We start from the raw sequence: 16,737 nt of genomic DNA on the forward strand, positions 1-16,737 counted from the left end.
GAAATCGGTCGACTGGCCTACTGGGATACGCTGACAGGACTTCCCAACCGGGTGCAATTCGCGACCATGCTGAACGAGTGCATTGCACGCACAAGGGAGGAAGGCGGCGAATGCCATGTGCTGATGATGGATCTCGACGGCTTCAAGAATGTAAATGACGTGCTGGGACACGCAGTGGGCGACGCATTGCTGCAGCATGTTGCGCAACGACTGCAGAACCAGATTGGTGGCGAATACGCTCCCAGAGTAGCGCGCCTGGGGGGCGACGAATTCGCAACGCTGCTTCCACGGATGTGCGAAGACGAGGCTCGTGCGGTTGCAGCAAGAATTCTCAAATCGCTGGAAGTGCCGATTTCAATTGATGATCACAATATCGATCTCGGCGCAGGCATCGGCATCGCCGGATTCCCGCGGCACGGCGAAACTGCCGAGACGGTCCTGAGTCGAGCGGAGGTGGCGATGTATGCGGCAAAGACCGGCGGAAACGAGGCTGTCGTCTATGACCACGCTATCGACAAGAGCAGTGAACAAAATCTGTCCTTACTCGGGGACTTGCGGCGCGCTGCGGAGCGCCGGGAATTTCGCCTGTACGTACAACCGAAGGTCATGCTCGACACCGGCGAAGTTGTCGGCATGGAAGCGCTGGTACGCTGGGCGCATCCAGAGAAGGGACTGATATTCCCTGACAGCTTCATCCCGTTTGCGGAAAAATCCGGCTTTATCCGAACCCTTACGCAATGGATGCTGGATCAATCCGCAGCGCTATGCAGCATACTGGAGAAGCGTGGATTCCCGCTTCGCGTATCCGTGAACATTTCCACCCGCGACCTGCTCGACCAGGATTTGCCGGCGAAGTTTGGCGACATTCTCGAGAGGCATGGAGTCCCCTCCTCCCGCTTTTGCCTGGAGATTACCGAAAGTGCCATCATGGATGATCCGGTTCGTGCGCAGCAGACCCTGGAAAGATTGCATGCAATGGGTGTCGACCTGTCAATCGATGACTTCGGCACAGGATACTCATCGCTGGCGTACCTTAAGCGGTTGCCCGTCGACGAACTGAAGATCGACAAATCGTTCGTGATGAATATGGAACAGGACGCGGACGATGCGAAAATTGTGCGCTCGACGATCGACTTGGGTCACAATATGGGATTGAAAGTCGTCGCGGAAGGCTTGGAGAACGAAGCAGTCTGGGAGCTGCTTGCGCGCATGGGCTGCGATATCGGACAGGGATACTTCATCAGCCGGCCGATGCCGGCCGAGGTGCTGCCTGAATGGCTTGTCAATTGGACGCCGCCCGTGTTCGTGACCGGCCCGGCGCTGTTGACTCCATCTTTACATCAATAAGAAAGACAAGGGCATGATGCTTGCAGAATGGCTTCCAATTGTGATGCAGGGTTCGTTCAGCGAAATCTACGTCATCGATTGCGCGAGCCTGCGCTTTATTCAGGTCAATCAGGCTGCCCGCAAGAATCTGCAGTATGCGGTGACGGAGATGGCACGGATGACACCGCTGGATATTGCGCCGGGCCTGTCGCCGGACGTGCTTGCGGAAACATTGCACTCGCTGAAAACCGGCAATGCAAGTCGTGCGGCGCTGGAGATCCGCCATGTGCGCAAGGATGGCAGCGAGTATCCGATCGAGTTTCGCCTGTTTTATTGCGCAAATGGCGCATCGCCGGCCTTCATCGCGATCGGCAACGACATCAGTGCACGCCATGAGTCGGCCAAGGCGCTCGGCGTAAGCGAAGCGCGGTTTCGCGCCATCGTGTCCAATACGCCGGGCCTGGTGTATCAGTTCCTGCTGCGACCCGACGGTAGTGTCTCGTTTCCTTATCTAAGCGACGGCTGCCACGCATTGCTGGGCATCACCGCCGAAAGCCTGCGTGCCGATTCGTCGCTCTTTCTCGAACTCGTTTTGCCTGAAGACCGTGCTTCCTATCTGGAGACAATGGCGGCGTCCGCAGCGACCATGAAAGGATGGAACTGGGAAGGTCGCCTGTGGATCGAGAAGTGGAAAGACATCAAATGGATCAACCTGCGCAGTACCCCGCGCTCCCTGCCCGGCCAAGGCGTGCAATGGGAAGGCATCATGACCAATATTACGCAGAGCAAGCTCGAGGAGGCGGAGATCAAGCGTTCGCGTGCCCAACTTGCTGAGCTTTCAGCCCACGTCGAAACCGTCAAGGAGAACGAACGTACCCGCATCGCGCGCGAAATCCATGACGATCTCGGCGGCAATCTGACGGCGATCAAGATGGCGCTGTCGCTGCTGGTGCGCCGGCTGCCAAAGGACGAGGCGGCGCTTCTGGAAAAAGCCGTGTATGTCGACTCCCTGGTGGACAGAACCATCGAGGCAGTGCACCGTATAGCGGTCGACCTGAGGCCCAGCATACTGGACATCGGGATTGTCGCTGCGATTGAATGGCAAGCGGCGGAGTTCGAGAAGCAGTTCGGCATTCCTTGCGAGTTCACATGCAACAAAAAGGATATCGAGCTGCATTCCGACCAGGCGACGGCACTGTTTCGTATTTTTCAGGAAGCGCTGACCAATATCGGTAAACATGCGCATGCCGACCGTGTCACGGTCAAGCTCGTTCGCACCAACCGCAATCTCCGCCTGGAGATCGTGGACAACGGCCGCGGAATCGGCGCAACAGACCGGCTGAAGCCGAAGTCCTTCGGCATCCGCGGCATGATTGAAAGGGCAAATGCGCTGGGGGGGAACCTTACCGTGGGCAACGCACCGTCGGGCGGCAGCATCGTAGCGCTGCGCATTCCATTGACAGTTTCAGAAGAGCTTTTAATGAAGGCCGCATCATGACAGCACAAGGAACCATCAAGATTCTGATCGCCGATGACCATGCGATCGTACGGGAGGGGTTGAAGCAGATACTTGCGGATACCCGGGATATCGTCGTGACCGGTCACGCCGAAAACGGTGCGGAAGCGGTGAAGCTTGCCCGCAAGGGGGCCGACGTACTTTTGCTCGACATCTCGATGCCCGACCGCAGCGGCATCGAGGTACTTAAACAGGTGAAGAAAGAAACACCCAAACTGGCCGTGCTCATGCTTTCCATGCATCGGGAAGACCAGTATGCGATCCGGTCGCTGAAAGCCGGTGCGTCGGGGTACTTGAACAAGCAAAGCGCGCCCGATCAACTGGTGGATGCGATCCGGCAGGTTGCCGCCGGCCGCAAGTACATCAGTGCCGCGCTGGCTCAGGAACTGGCCAACCAGATCGGCGAGGACCGCGAGGTACCTGCCCATGAAACCTTGTCGGACCGCGAGTACCAGACGCTCGTCATGATCGCCTCCGGAAAAGCGGTAAGCGACATCGCCGAAGAGCTTTCACTGTCCGTCAAGACCATCAGCATGTACCGCTCGCGCCTGTTGCAAAAAATGAAATTGCGGCACAACGCGGAGCTTACTCACTACGCGATCAAGAATCACCTGGTCGAGTAATACCGCTCAAAACTCCGAATTACCTCGGCTTTTTGCCGTTGATTCGCAATTGGGATATGGCTTCGGCGTCGTAGCATGGAATCAAACCAGGAAATTCCATCTGCAATTGCTGTAATGCCATGCAAGAAAAAGAAAAGCCCGCCGGACAAAGCCCTGCCGATATAGCCCGCGAAGCATTTCGCCGGCTCGGCGCACGCCGTATCGCCCCCACACCGGATGCCTACAGGCAGGTGTACGAGGAAGTCGCCGGGCAGGTGCCGCAACCAGGCGCCGAGCAGATGCTGGCTTCCGTAGCCGCGACGCTTTCGGAAGTGTCGACTGCCGCCGATGAACTGGTCCGGCGCTTTACCCGATCGATCGAGGGCCGCAACTGGGCGGAAACCAATCGCGAACTGAACTTGCTCATTGCCGAGTACCTGAAAAGAGGTCCGCAGAATACCGCGGCACAGCTCCCTGCCCCGGTCCCGCCCCCTTCAGCGGCGTCTGAGACCGAAGCGCCGGTTCCCCGCCGGACGGGTTTTTCCTTTTCCGACGATAACCAGACCCGGATGTTGCGCGATTTGCTTACCCGGACATTGACCCTGGCGGTCAGTTCGCTGCTGCAGGGCGCGCCGGAACTCGCCAGGGAATCCGAGGCGCTGGCGGAATCGATCAAGGTAGCGCGTACCGAGCAAGCCTTGCAGGACGTCAGCGTGCGGTTGAAGCAACTCTGCTTCAAGATTGAATTGAAAAGCGGCGACATGGCGGAGGAGCACGAACTTCTGCTGCGCCTTTTCAACCTGTTGCTGGAAAACGTCAGCGAATTGCTGGAGGATGATTCTTGGCTGAGCGGACAGATCGCCGGTGTCCAGAACCTGCTTGCAGGTCCCATCTCGCACGGCGCGCTAATGGACGCGACGCGCAGCCTCAAGGAAGTCATTTACAAGCAAGGGCTGCTCAAGCATAGCCTTGCGGAAGCCAAAGTGACCGTCAAGACCATGATGCTGACCTTCATCGATCAGCTCGCGTTGATCGCTGCGAGCACCGGCGATTACCACAAGAAGATCGATGAGTACTCGCAAAAAATCGGCAAGGCATCGGACATCACGGAACTAAACAGGATTCTCGACGATGTGATGCGCGATACCCGCACTGCACAAACAGAAGCACTACGTTCACGCGACGAGATGATGTCGGTTCGCAAGGAAGTGCAGGAAGCCGAAGCCCGCATCAATGATCTGGAGACCAAGCTCCGGCAGATGAGCGAACTTGTGATGGAAGATCAACTCACCGGCAGCCTCAACCGGCGTGGCCTCGACGACGTCTTCAGCAGGGAGCTGGCCCGCGCGGACAGACGCAAGTCGCCCTTGTGCATCGCCCTGCTCGACCTCGACGATTTCAAGCGACTGAACGACACTCACGGCCATAGCGCGGGCGACCAGGCGCTGATCCACCTGGTTCGCGTCATCAAGGACACTCTGCGGACGATGGATATGATCGCCCGATTCGGCGGCGAAGAGTTCCTGATCGTCCTGCCGGACACCCAGCTCGACGATGCCATGCAGACCGTTACGCGCCTGCAGCGCGAACTGACGAAACGCATTTTCATGTACAACCACGAGCGACTGCTGATTACATTCAGCGCCGGCGTCGCGATATATATAACAGGCGAAGAACAGGCAACCCTCATCCAGCGCGCCGATGCCGCGCTTTACCAGGCAAAGAAGGCCGGCAAGAACCGCGTCATCGCCGCAAAATAATACCCCCTCCCTCTCCGCACGGACCAATCGGGTTCCTCCTTTCCCAGTCCGCAGCGTCAATAGATGACAAATCGACAATTCGCTTCCGGTGGCAGCATAAAAATCGTTAAAGATTTTTCTAATTGATCCGAAGAAGCAAGTGTCCGGCTTGAGTACGGACGGCACTGAAAAAATAATCGCAAATTAGTCCTAAAGTTTTTCCAGTTCCGTTCGTTACAACTTACAACAGCGGTTTGCAAGCCTCAATAAGCAGGGAGGCGGACCAAAGTGGATAACGCTCAAGGCGGAACCTTCGCACCCAACTAGGAGAATCAACATGGCTTCATTCATCAATACCAACATCGCATCGTTGAATGCACAGCGCAATCTCAGCACCTCTTCCGCCGGCCTCGAAACCGCCCTGCAGCGTCTGTCCTCCGGCTTGCGCATCAACAGCGCTAAGGACGACGCCGCCGGCCTCGCAATTTCCAGCCGTTTCACATCGCAGATCAAGGGCATGAACCAGGCAGCACGTAACGCCAACGACGGTATCTCGCTGGCGCAGACAGCTGAAGGCGCGCTCGGCGAGATCGGCAACAACCTGCAGCGTATCCGCGAACTGGCAGTGCAGTCCGCGAATGCAACGAACAGCTCTTCCGACCGCGCCGCGCTGGATGCAGAAGCCAGCCAGCTGATTTCGGAAATCTCCCGTGTCTCCAGCCAGACATCGTTTAACGGCGTGAACCTGCTCGACGGCAGCTTTGCCAACCAAGCATTCCAGATCGGTGCAAATGCTGGCCAGACCATTAACGTGAATTCGATCGCCGACTCTCGCGCCACAGCACTCGGCAGCAACACGATGACATTGGACGGCACAGTCACCGGTTCCACCAGTGCAGCCGCGGCAGACGTCTCCGCCGGCAACAACGTCGCGGTAGAAGCCGATTTGACATTGACGACTGCACAGGGCGGTACGACTGCAGCCTTCGGCTATGCAGCCGATGCATCAGCAACGACGATAGCTGCTGCCATCAACACCGCTGCCAATGGCATCGGCATCACTGCAACCGCGAGCAACAGCGCAACCTTGGGAAGTCTTGGCTCTGCTGGTGATGTGACATTTGAACTTAATGGCACAGCGATCTCGGCTACTGTTGCGAACGCATCAGACTTGACTTCAGTGCTGTCGGCGATCAACGGCGCTTCCAGTGCGACCGGCGTAACTGCCAGCTTTACGACAAACGGCAGCAAGAATTCGTTGACGTTGTCGACGACAGATGGCCGCAATATCGAAATTGAAGACTTCAACAATTCCGGCGCCACCAAAACGGTCGACTTCTCGGGTGTGTCACTGACAGGCGGCGCGGCCACCGACTCGGCGATCCGCACCGGTACCGTGTCGCTGTCAAGCAACAAGGGCCAGATCACCTCTGCGAATGCCGGTGCAGACGTATTTGCCGCCGCAGGCACTAACACCAGCGCGTTCGCATCCCTCGCCAGCTTGACCTTGTCCAGCGCAGCGGGCGCTCAAAGCGCAATCAGCGTTGTGGACGCAGCCCTGGCACAGGTCAACAGCACCCGTGCTGACCTGGGTGCGGTGCAAAATCGCTTCAGTTCCGTGATCTCGAACCTGCAGACGACGTCGGAGAACCTGTCCGCATCGCGCAGCCGGATCCAGGACACCGACTTCGCATCGGAAACAGCAACATTGACCCGCGGCCAGATCCTTCAACAGGCTGGTACCGCAATGCTGGCTCAAGCAAACTCGCTGCCAAATGGCGTGCTTGCACTGCTCAGAGGCTAATCGGGAAACCGACCAGTCGCCGCATAACCCGGTCGGTTTCCACCGACCGGGTTTTTTCCCATCAGGGAGTTTGTCATGGACGTTCGTACACTTGTAACCCAAGGCCCATCTCAGCCGGAACGCAGTACGGCATCTGCCGTCACCGCTGCTTCTGTGACATCAAAATCGACCTTGATACCGGTTGAAATTGCATCAGCCGTTTCCGAAACCGCTCCGGTTCCAAGTCAGGAACAATTAAAGACAGCGATCCAGAATCTCAACAAGACGATGAAAGCAATGTCCCAAGACCTCGAATTCTCGGTCGACGAAGACAGTAACCGGACAATCGTCAAGGTCGTGGACCAGCAGACCAATGAGGTGATACGCCAGCTCCCGTCGAAAGAAGCGTTGGAAATTGCCAAGGCGCTCGACCGCATGCAAGGCGTGCTTATTAATCAACAGGCCTGATCAAGTCTGACCTGGCCTGACGTTCGATTGTATTCCAGGCGTTCGGCCAATTTTCCACATGCTTGCCAATCCGACAAGGCATGCTTCCCCCGCCTCCTTGCCCTTGCGTACCTCCTTCCGGCTGCCCCCCATCGCTTCCAGCGTGTCAGCTTCGTCTTGTTTGCTCCTTTGGAAACAGGCAGGTAAATCCTCCTCTAAAGTCCGGATTGGCCCTGCCGATAACAGGCTATAGTCAGTTCAAATTTTCGCAGGAGTCCGCAGTGGCGCTTTCATCCCCAGGCATCGGTTCCAATCTGGATGTCAACAGCATCATCAAGCAGCTGATGGCGGTGGAATCGCAGCCGCTAACCGCGCTTGCCAAGAAAGAGGCGGGTTTTCAGGCAAAGCTGGCCGCGTACGGCAATGTCAGCGGAGCGCTCGGGGCATTTCAATCCGCGGTCAACGGTTTGAGCACGCCGGCAAAATTCCAGGCGCTTACAGCGACGTCCGCTGATTCCTCCATTGTCACCGCATCCGCCAGTGGCCAAGCGGTGCCGGGAAATTACAATATCAACGTCAGTACCCTGGCGCAGTCCCAGACCATCAAGACAGCCGCCCAGGCGACGACATCAGCAACCATCGGCAGCGGAGCAACAACCACGCTCACCTTCCAATTCGGCACGATCGCCGGCGGCACGTCAACCGGCGGCGTATATGACGGGGCAACCTTCACTCAGGATCCCACACGCGGCACCGGCAGTGTAACCATCGACAGCAGCAACAACTCGCTGCAAGGCATCCGGGATGCCGTCAACAAGGCAAATATAGGTGTTACCGCGACAATCGTCTCCGATGGCAGTGCTACACCGAACTATCTCGTCTTCACGTCTACCAAAACGGGCTTGACGTCGAGTATGAAGATTTCCGCGACTGGTGATTCGGCATTGCAGGACCTGCTCTCCTACAACCCGGCCGATGGGTCTGGACAGAAAATGACCGAAACGACCGTCGCACAAAACACCGTGCTCACCGTCAACGGAATTACCATCAACAGTGCAACCAAGACGGTTGCCGATGCAATTCAGGGCGTGACCCTGAACGTCAGCAAAGCCGGCAGCACGACACTTGCGATCAACCGCGATACTGCTGGCGTTACGTCGGCGGTGAACGGTTTTGTCAAGGCCTACAACGACATCAACAACACATTGAAGAAACTGACGGCCTACAATCCTGCCACGAAAGAGGCTGGACTATTGCTGGGCGACCCGACCGTCAGGACGGTGCAAAATAGCATACGGCAGATGCTGTCGACAGCGGTGTCCGATTCCGGTGGCGCCTTTCGAACGCTTTCGGATGTCGGCGTCAGTTTTCAGAAGGATGGTTCACTGGCGGTGGATTCAGCCAAACTGCAAAACGCCATCAATACCAGCGTGGCTGACGTCGGCGCACTTTTTGCTGCGGTTGGCACCAGCACGGATAGCCTCACCAGCGTAATCGGATCCAGTGCCGCAACGAAGCCGGGCAAATATGCGGTTAACCTCACGGCACTGGCAACCCAAGGCAGCTTCGTCGGCAACCTCAACCTGAATCCCGGTCCAACGGTAATTGCCGACGGAACTTCGTTGAATATTACTCTGGACGGCACCACCGCTAGTGTCGCGCTCGCCGGCGGCAGTTACAGTTCGGCGCAGTTGGCCGCCATGTTGCAGTCAGCCGTCAACGGCACCGCCGCCTTTGGCGCTGCTGGTTCATCGGTAACCGCCAATGTCGACAGCGGCGGGTTCCTGAGTATCGCGTCGGCTCGCTTCGGGTCCGCCTCCAGCGTCAGCATCAGTAGTGGCACAGGCACCGACGTTGCGACATTGTTTGGAAATCTGCCGGTCGCGACAACAGGACAAAATGTGGCTGGCACCATCGACGGCTCGCTGGCTTCTGGTTCCGGACAGACGTTGACCGCTGCCACAGGCGTTGCCTCGGAGGGATTGAAACTTCAAATTACCGGGGGCGCAATTGGTAACCGTGGCACAGTTAACTTTTCACGTGGTTTCGCGGATCAACTCAGCAAACTCGTCGATACATTTCTTGGATCAAGTGGCCTGATCTCCGGACGTACATCAGGTATCAGCAATAGCATCAAGGATATTGACCGGAGCCGTGAAACGATCAACACCCGGCTCGCTGAAACCGAACGGCGCTACAGGGCGCAGTTCCTCGCACTCGATACTGCGATCAGCAGCATGAGTACTACCAGCAATTTTTTGCAGCAACAATTGGCTAACTTGCCAAAAGTAGAATAAAGGGGATACACGATGTTTGGATCAACGAATAGCGGCGCGAACGCCTATGCCAAGGTCGGTGTCGAAACCGGTGTCGTTGCGGCCAGTCCGCACAAGCTGGTCGTGATGTTGTTCGAAGGCGCAATGGTCGCCATCAGTTCCGCCATTCAGCAGATGCAGGCCGGAGATGTAAAGGCCAAGGGCAAGTCGATTTCCAAGGCCATTACTATCATCGATGAAGGCCTGCGCGCCAGCCTGGACAAGAAAGTCGGCGGCGAAATCGCGCTCAATCTCGATGCGCTCTACGAGTACATGAGCAGCCGGCTTGTGATCGCCAATCTGAAAAACCAGCCCGCGATTCTGGACGAAATCTATCAATTGTTGAAAGGTCTGAAAGATGCATGGGAGTCGATTGCGCCGGCGCCAGCCGTTGCAGCGGCCCAGCCACCAGCCCAGGCCGCCGTGCAGAGCGCACCGAAAATGCCGGCATATGACTCGCTCGCCCCAATGCAATCCCGTATGGTAAAGGCTTGAGAATAGATGACTAGTCAGGAAATCATTTCGCTTTACGAGAACGTTGCCGTCATTACCGACCAGATGCTGGCCGCCGCCCGCGACAGTGATTGGGAAAGGCTGGCGGCGCTGGAATCACGCTGCTCCAGCCAAGTCGATATCATTAAAAAGGCGGAACCGCGGGAGCCGATGACCGGATCTGCACGCGAGCAAAAGGCGCGCATCATCCGCAAGATCCTGGAAGACGACCGCCAGATCCGCAACCTCACGGAGCCATGGATGGCACAACTTTCCGCCATGATCAACAGCACCGGCGCCGAGCGCAAGTTATCCAAGGCCTACGGTTCCGGCCAATCCGGTTAGCACCATGTTGCCCCGGGCCGACCTCAAGACATCACGGCCCGTTAGCGCGGTCGAAGCGGCGTCGCCCGTCACCGCGAGCGCGGATGCGCGCCAGGAAATTTTCCAACGCCTGACGCAGATTGCCCTCGGAAAGGAAATGCTGGCGAGCGTCCTTTCGAGATTGGACGACGGTACGTTTTCAGTCAAGATCGGCGACACGGTCGCGCGCATGGCGCTGCCGTCGGGGACGCGCGTGGGTGACAATGTGGTGATGACGCTGGTGGCCAAGGCGCCGCGGCCTGCTTTTCTGCTGGTCCGGCAAACCGCGAGTGACACCGCATCGCTCAGTCATGCCGGACGGCTGATCGATCAGATATTGCAGGCGGCGCGGCAGGACGCCACCCACGCCGCCGTGATGGCAAAAACCCCGCTGGCGGCAAACGCATCGGAAATCGACGCACAGCAAGTCGCGGCACGGCTGCAGAGCGAAGTCGCCGGGAGCGGCGTTTTCTATGAATCTCATTTGCATGAGTGGATCAGCGGTCGCCGGCCATTGGCCGCCTTGCTGCAGGAACCACAGGCTGCGCTGGGAGAACCTGCGTCGGGCACCGGAGGGGGTAATCCTGCGGCGCCCTCCCCGCGGAGCCTGTCAGCCGCCACACCACCCTCTGTCCAGTCACGCGGCATGGAAGCCAGGCAAGAAGGGAACAATCTGTTGCCCGCCTTGGCAAACGACGCCGAGCTGATGAGCCGATTGCTCGACATGCAGGCGCTGCCGCAGAACAAGGATCTCGATGCCGACGTAATTGTCTATCACCAGCCGCCGGCGGATGACCCTCGTGCACACGGCGCTGTGCAGGTCGCGTCTGCGACCGAGTCGATCAAGCCCGAAGCGGCACGCATCGTCAATTTGCAGTTGCACACGCTGGAACAGCAACAGGTGCGCTGGCAAGGTGAAGTGTGGCCTGGCGTGCCGATGCAATGGGAGATCAGCCGCGATACACAGCAACGAGACCCTGCGGTCCGCAAAGATGGCACCGGCGGCGCGGACTACGACCTCGCGGCCTGGACCAGTGTCGTGCGTTTCGAGCTGCCGACCCTCGGGCCGGTCGCTGCCAGGATCGTTCTCAGCGGGGACCGGGTTCAGGTCAATGTCAGTGCGGCATCAGAGGACATTGCCGCGACACTGCGCACCCATGGGGCGGCGCTGGCCGACGCGATGCTGGCAGCCGGATCGCCGCTGGACGTATTCACGGTAAAAATCGATGAAACGCCCTGACGCCAGGCAGAACGCAGTTGCCCTCGCCTATCAGAGCGGCGACCTCGCGCCCAAGGTCGTGGCGCGCGGGCGCGGCCTGATCGCCGAGCAGATCATTGCCCGAGCCAAGGAACATGGCGTATTCGTTCATGAATCAAGAGAATTGGTCGCCCTGCTGATGCAGGTGGATCTGGACCAACACATCCCGCCTGCGTTGTATCGCGCAGTGGCGGAATTGCTGGCATGGCTATACCATATCGAGGCCGCAAGGCAAGGCGGAGAACCGCCGGAATAATAGAGCGCTTGAGAACTCCGGGAAGCGGGTCGAGGTCGGACGGAAAAGCGATGTCGCACACCAGTGCGGCGTACATCGCCGATCCGATATCGCCCCCGACCGGTTTTTCAAATAAGGTCCGGAGTGGTTCTCAGGACGGTGCAAGGAGCAAGGTCGTTCCGCGATGCGCGCCCGTACAAATGTGACGGTCGCGCACTACGGGACTAAAATTCGCTCCCCGCCCCATTCCGGGAACCACGCCAGGAACGCACAGCAGCCTTACACTATGTAGATCAGGATAAGCAGATGGGATTCAACAAGCATTTCGGTGTCGACGATTTGACGCCTTACCAAGTCAGCTCGCGCCGTGAAATCATCACGCTGCTACGCGCCCTGCAGGAACGCAAACAGATTCTCACCATGCATGCCGACGGCGGCGCCGACTCGGTGATCACCACGGTTCTTGAACTGGAAGAAGAAAGCGGCATTGTCGTGATCGACCGCTCGCCCAGCAACGCCGTAAATGAGCGCATGTTGGAAGGAGAAAATATCGCTTTCGAAAGCGTACTCGACAATATTCGCATCCTGTTCTTTGCACCGCGGCTTTCCGAATGCATTTACGGCGACTCGCCCGCCTTGTGCATTGATCTTCCGACTAGCGTGGTCCGCCTTCAGCGGCGCGAACATTACCGTGTCCCGACGCCGATCGCCAATCCGATCCGCTGCACCATCCAGATCCCCAAGGAGGATGGCAATGCGGGGTCGACCGTCGTGATGCCGCTGCAGAATGTCAGCGGCGGCGGCATCGCGATCGTCGATGAGAAACGACTGCTGGACAACACGGTGGGCCGCATCTATCACAACTGCCGCATCGACCTGCCGGGCGGCACGCTTGTCGTGGCCACGCTGCAGATCCGCAATTGCTACGACACGACCCTGCCGAACGGGAAGACCAGCCGGCGGATCGGTTGCCTGTTCGTGGATCTGCCAAAGCCGATGCTGGCCGCGGTGCAGCGCTACATCACGAAACTGGAGCGGGAACAGAATGCAAGAGCGACAGGAATGAACTGACGGATCCGGTATGCACAACGCTCAGTTTCGTCGTGCATGCCGGACCCGTTGGCGATCACAACGGTGATGTCGGCACCTTGTACTTCCACTGCGGCCTTCCGCGCCTGAGCAGGTAGTAGCCCAGCCCCGCCACCGCCGTCGTCACTGCAACCTTGCGTATCAATCCGGCCCGGTTGTACTTCCATTCCGACTTGATGCCCATCTCGGCGAAGATGTTGGGTATATGCCCGCTCATGAGATCCTCGCCGATTCCCTCGACCATGTTCACACGATCGGCCAGCAGCAGGAGCAGCCAATGGCGGATGTCGTTTTCGGTCAGCGAATACGCGACGTCGCGGATCTTGCCGCTCAGACCGGACGGCGGCGTACTGGTGCCGAACACCGGCGTGACGCCCTGCCTTTCCGTGGAATGGTAGACCTTCATCCTGATCGGCTGGTCTTCCGGGCGATCCCAGTGAACATTGTCCAGCCGTGGCGGGGTGCGCTCCATCGGGTAAGCCGGCCGGTTCGCATGATCAAGGTCCGCAGCCCAGCCTTGAATATGCGAATGCGTTTCCTCGCTCTTCAGACTGGGGTCGCGCCGATTCTGCCCTGCGTTGTCGCGCTGTGGCTGCTGGCTGAGCACAAGCGACGATCCCGTTTCCTGACCGGATGTTTGCAATGCGCCAACGGACGGCGTAGCGGTCCGTGCCGATTCGTTTCGATCTGCTTCCATACAATATGCTCCTTATACAATGCGCGCAGGTGGTTAATGGATCAGTCCCGCCTGGGCAGCCCGGGGCGGGATCAGCACGGTCTTGATGCAGTTGTCGAGCTTGCTTGAAAAGATGTGATACGCATCCGAGATCTCCTCCAGGGGCACGCGGTGGGTAATGATCTGCTTCGGATCGATGCGTCCGGCCTGAATGTGCTCGATCAGTCTCGGAAGGTGACGCTTGACGCTCGCCTGATTCATGCGCAGCGTCAGGCCCTTGTTGATCGCATTGCCGATAGGAACGGCATTGAAGGTGGGCCCGTAGACGCCGACGATCGATACCGTGCCGCCCTTGCGCACCGAATTGATTGCCCAGTGCAGCGCGGTGGCCGCTCCCGCCTGCAGCGGGACGAAGCGCCCGGTCAGGCTCTGGACCGCATTCCCGGCCGCTTCGCAGCCGACGGCATCGATGCACACGTCCGCGCCCAGCCAGTCGGTCATCTTCTTGATGTGCAGCGCCATGTCCCGCACATCCTTGAAATTAACGATTTCGCATTGGGCGAAATTCTTCACGAATTCAAGCCGGTACTCCACATGATCGACCACGATGACCCGGCCGGCACCGAGCAGCCATGCCGACTTGGCGGCAAAGATACCTACCGGTCCCGCGCCGAAAACCACCACGGTGTCTCCCTGCTTGATGTCCCCCATCTCCGCGGCCTGATATCCCGTCGGATAGGCATCCGTGAGCAGCACCGCGTCATCGACATCGAGGTCCTTGGGAATGATGGTGGGACCGACATCGGCCATCGGCACGCGGACATACTCCGCCTGCCCGCCATCATAGCCGCCGGCGGTATGGGAATAGCCGTAGATCGCGCCTACCGCCGTGGCTTCGGAATTGGTGTTGTGGCAGTTGCCGTACAGCTCCTTTTCGCAGAAGAAACACGAACCGCAGAAGATGTTGAACGGTACCAGGACATGGTCGCCGACCTTCAGATTCTGCACCGACGGTCCGACCTCCTCGACGATGCCGGTGAACTCGTGGCCGAACGTCATGCCCACCCGTGTATCGGGGACAAGGCCGTGGTACAGGTGCAAGTCCGATCCACAGATGCATGAACGCGTGACGCGGATGATTGCATCATTCGGATGTTCAATAACCGGATCAGGTTTCTGCTGTGCACGCACCCGAAACGGACCTCTGTAATTCATCGCCAACATATCGTTCTCCTATCCGCAAAGATTGTGATAGCCGCCGCTCGCCGATCATTCATGCCGGGTGTCTGTTCGAGAGATTCGTGACGCCTGACATTGTTTGGCCGCTGCTGCGCTGTTTTCCCGGAATCCTGATACGGGTTTCCAATAAGACTCGGGAAGAGTCTTCGGTCCGGACTGGTATCTCGAAACGCCTGCCCGGGAAAAGATAACAATTCAGAAACAACAGCAGCGCCGAAGTTCAATTTAATTTTGATAACAAAACGACCGGCAATTGGACAGGGATCGTCCGTGTAACGGCGGAATGGATAGCCGCCCTGGGAAAAGGAAAGCGCCGAAACAGCCGGTCAGCGAATTAGTGCGGATGGGAAATGAGACAGCAGCGACGATAAAGACCGTCCGCTGCTATGGAAAACCATGCGGTCGCTCATGACGGCAGAAACCAGGAAGGTCGTCCGCCGGGTCTGCATGCCACATCGGCACAGCCGAAAGAATAATTTTGGGAGCAGCGGAAGTTGAGCTGTGGATTTTTCGTCCAAGGAGAAAGGAAAGCTACACCTGCATATTCATGATGTCCTGATACGCAGACACCAGCTTGTTCCGTACCTGCACCGTCGCCTGGAACGAGATGCTCGCTTTCTGCATCGAGATCATCACATCCGACAGGTTGACGCTGTCGTCGCCCATGGCGAATTGCTTGCCGAGCGTTTCCGATTTCTTTTGCGCGCTGTTGACCTGATCGAGGCTGGCTTTCAGCGCATCGGCGAAATCCGCCTTCGCCACCGGCTTGCCGGTCGCCACGCCGTCCTCTATGCCATTGATGCCGCCCTGCGGGCGGGTTGCGGCGGCCTTGAGCTGCGCCACCATCGCTTCGATGCGCCCGGTATCGATGCCGACTTTCATTGCTTCCTCCTTGACTCCACCGCCCGGCATGCGCCATGACGGCAATTTTTCACACCGCTACCTTACCAGCCCGCTTCTTCCGCCTTCGAACAATAAGCAGTACAAAGCACGCTCTATTCCGCCGATCAAATATCGCGGGGAAGTTGACAATTCACGCTAAGGCAATCTGGCTAAACAATCATGACAAAAACGATCACTGATAACTTCATCACGGGAGGCGCATCATGGCAGTAACAGCGGACGGCGCTGTCGCTCCCGGACTGGTCGGCTTTGCGCAGACCACCGGCGGGCGGAACTTCTTTCTCATGCTCGGCGTGGCAGCTGTCGTCGCTGTCATGTCCGCCGTCTGGATGTGGGGCAAGCAGCCCGAGTACCGCGTATTGTTCGCCAACTTCTCGGATCGCGATGGCGGCGCGATCGTCGCTGCGCTGCAGCAGATGAACGTTCCCTACAAATTCGCCGAAGGCGGCGGCGCCATCCTGGTGCCCGCCGAGCAGGTGCATGACGCCAGGCTCAAGCTGGCATCCCAGGGATTGCCGAAAGGCGGCAGCGTCGGTTTCGAACTGATGGAAAACCAGAAACTGGGCGTATCGCAGTTTCATGAGCAGGTGAATTTTCAACGCGCACTGGAAGGAGAATTGGCCCGCTCGATCCAGTCGGTGGCGGCAGTGCAGGCGGCACGCGTGCATCTCGCCCTGCCTAAGGCGTCGGTCTTCGTACGGGACCAGCAGAAGCCCACCGCATCGGTGCTGCTGAACCTGCATGCCGGCCGAAC

General features: G+C 58.3%; 16 protein-coding genes. 13 read left to right on the plus strand and 3 right to left on the minus strand.

What is annotated here, in order from left to right; all coding sequences use genetic code 11:
- The 12 genes from VGU61_RS00235 to VGU61_RS00290 all read left to right on the plus strand — a co-directional run.
- A partial coding sequence (locus tag VGU61_RS00235; protein WP_326857068.1) for a bifunctional diguanylate cyclase/phosphodiesterase occupies nucleotides 1-1,347 on the plus strand: 1,347 nt, incomplete at its 5' end.
- Between the two features lie 13 nt (nucleotides 1,348-1,360).
- The gene (locus tag VGU61_RS00240; protein ID WP_326857069.1) at nucleotides 1,361-2,824 is read left to right on the plus strand and encodes a PAS domain-containing sensor histidine kinase; all 1,464 of its coding nucleotides are present in this window, start codon (nucleotides 1,361-1,363) and stop codon (nucleotides 2,822-2,824) included.
- Nucleotides 2,821-3,465 (plus strand): response regulator transcription factor, encoded by a 645-nt coding sequence (locus VGU61_RS00245; protein WP_326857070.1) that lies wholly within the window; start codon nucleotides 2,821-2,823, stop codon nucleotides 3,463-3,465. Before VGU61_RS00240 ends, VGU61_RS00245 begins: the two co-directional genes overlap by 4 nt.
- A 119-nt stretch (nucleotides 3,466-3,584) precedes the next feature.
- A complete protein-coding gene (locus VGU61_RS00250; protein WP_326857071.1) occupies nucleotides 3,585-5,204 on the plus strand; it encodes a diguanylate cyclase in 1,620 nt (539 codons plus the stop codon).
- Nucleotides 5,205-5,520: 316 nt separating this feature from the next.
- The gene (locus tag VGU61_RS00255; RefSeq protein WP_326857072.1) at nucleotides 5,521-6,987 is read left to right on the plus strand and encodes a flagellin; all 1,467 of its coding nucleotides are present in this window, start codon (nucleotides 5,521-5,523) and stop codon (nucleotides 6,985-6,987) included.
- 75 nt (nucleotides 6,988-7,062) lie between these two features.
- On the plus strand, nucleotides 7,063-7,434 hold the full coding sequence (locus VGU61_RS00260) for a flagellar protein FlaG (protein WP_326857073.1): 372 nt from the start codon (nucleotides 7,063-7,065) through the stop codon (nucleotides 7,432-7,434).
- 260 nt (nucleotides 7,435-7,694) lie between these two features.
- Nucleotides 7,695-9,710: a flagellar filament capping protein FliD gene (gene fliD, locus VGU61_RS00265; protein WP_326857074.1), complete on the plus strand. Its 2,016-nt coding sequence runs from the start codon at nucleotides 7,695-7,697 to the stop codon at nucleotides 9,708-9,710.
- A 12-nt stretch (nucleotides 9,711-9,722) separates the two neighbouring features.
- Nucleotides 9,723-10,223, plus strand: a complete 501-nt coding sequence (gene fliS / locus VGU61_RS00270; RefSeq protein WP_326857075.1) for a flagellar export chaperone FliS — start codon at nucleotides 9,723-9,725, stop codon at nucleotides 10,221-10,223.
- Nucleotides 10,224-10,229: 6 nt separating this feature from the next.
- Nucleotides 10,230-10,565, plus strand: a complete 336-nt coding sequence (locus tag VGU61_RS00275; protein WP_326857076.1) for a flagellar protein FliT — start codon at nucleotides 10,230-10,232, stop codon at nucleotides 10,563-10,565.
- A gap of 4 nt (nucleotides 10,566-10,569) precedes the next feature.
- Entirely contained in the window at nucleotides 10,570-11,823 is a 1,254-nt protein-coding gene (locus VGU61_RS00280; protein ID WP_326857077.1) for a flagellar hook-length control protein FliK, read from the plus strand.
- Nucleotides 11,810-12,097 (plus strand): EscU/YscU/HrcU family type III secretion system export apparatus switch protein, encoded by a 288-nt coding sequence (locus VGU61_RS00285; RefSeq protein ID WP_326857078.1) that lies wholly within the window; start codon nucleotides 11,810-11,812, stop codon nucleotides 12,095-12,097. The genes VGU61_RS00280 and VGU61_RS00285 overlap by 14 nt, the downstream gene beginning before the upstream one ends.
- Nucleotides 12,098-12,382: 285 nt before the next feature.
- Nucleotides 12,383-13,147: a flagellar brake protein gene (locus tag VGU61_RS00290; RefSeq protein WP_326857079.1), complete on the plus strand. Its 765-nt coding sequence runs from the start codon at nucleotides 12,383-12,385 to the stop codon at nucleotides 13,145-13,147.
- A 55-nt stretch (nucleotides 13,148-13,202) separates the two neighbouring features.
- Here VGU61_RS00290 and VGU61_RS00295 read toward each other — a convergent pair whose 3' ends face one another.
- The 3 genes from VGU61_RS00295 to fliE form a co-directional block, all read right to left on the minus strand.
- On the minus strand, nucleotides 13,203-13,862 hold the full coding sequence (locus VGU61_RS00295; protein WP_326857080.1) for a hypothetical protein: 660 nt from the start codon (nucleotides 13,860-13,862) through the stop codon (nucleotides 13,203-13,205).
- Nucleotides 13,863-13,895: 33 nt separating this feature from the next.
- The gene (locus tag VGU61_RS00300; RefSeq protein ID WP_326857081.1) at nucleotides 13,896-15,065 is read right to left on the minus strand and encodes a zinc-dependent alcohol dehydrogenase; all 1,170 of its coding nucleotides are present in this window, start codon (nucleotides 15,063-15,065) and stop codon (nucleotides 13,896-13,898) included.
- A gap of 546 nt (nucleotides 15,066-15,611) precedes the next feature.
- The gene (gene fliE, locus VGU61_RS00305) at nucleotides 15,612-15,962 is read right to left on the minus strand and encodes a flagellar hook-basal body complex protein FliE (RefSeq protein WP_326857082.1); all 351 of its coding nucleotides are present in this window, start codon (nucleotides 15,960-15,962) and stop codon (nucleotides 15,612-15,614) included.
- 224 nt (nucleotides 15,963-16,186) lie between these two features.
- Here fliE and fliF point away from each other — a divergent pair.
- The coding region (fliF, locus tag VGU61_RS00310; RefSeq protein ID WP_326857083.1) for a flagellar basal-body MS-ring/collar protein FliF at nucleotides 16,187-16,737 on the plus strand (551 nt) is incomplete at its 3' end.

Origin of the sequence: Noviherbaspirillum sp., assembly GCF_035944575.1 — a bacterium.
In the GTDB taxonomy this organism is placed as follows: Bacteria; Pseudomonadota; Gammaproteobacteria; order Burkholderiales; family Burkholderiaceae_D; genus Noviherbaspirillum.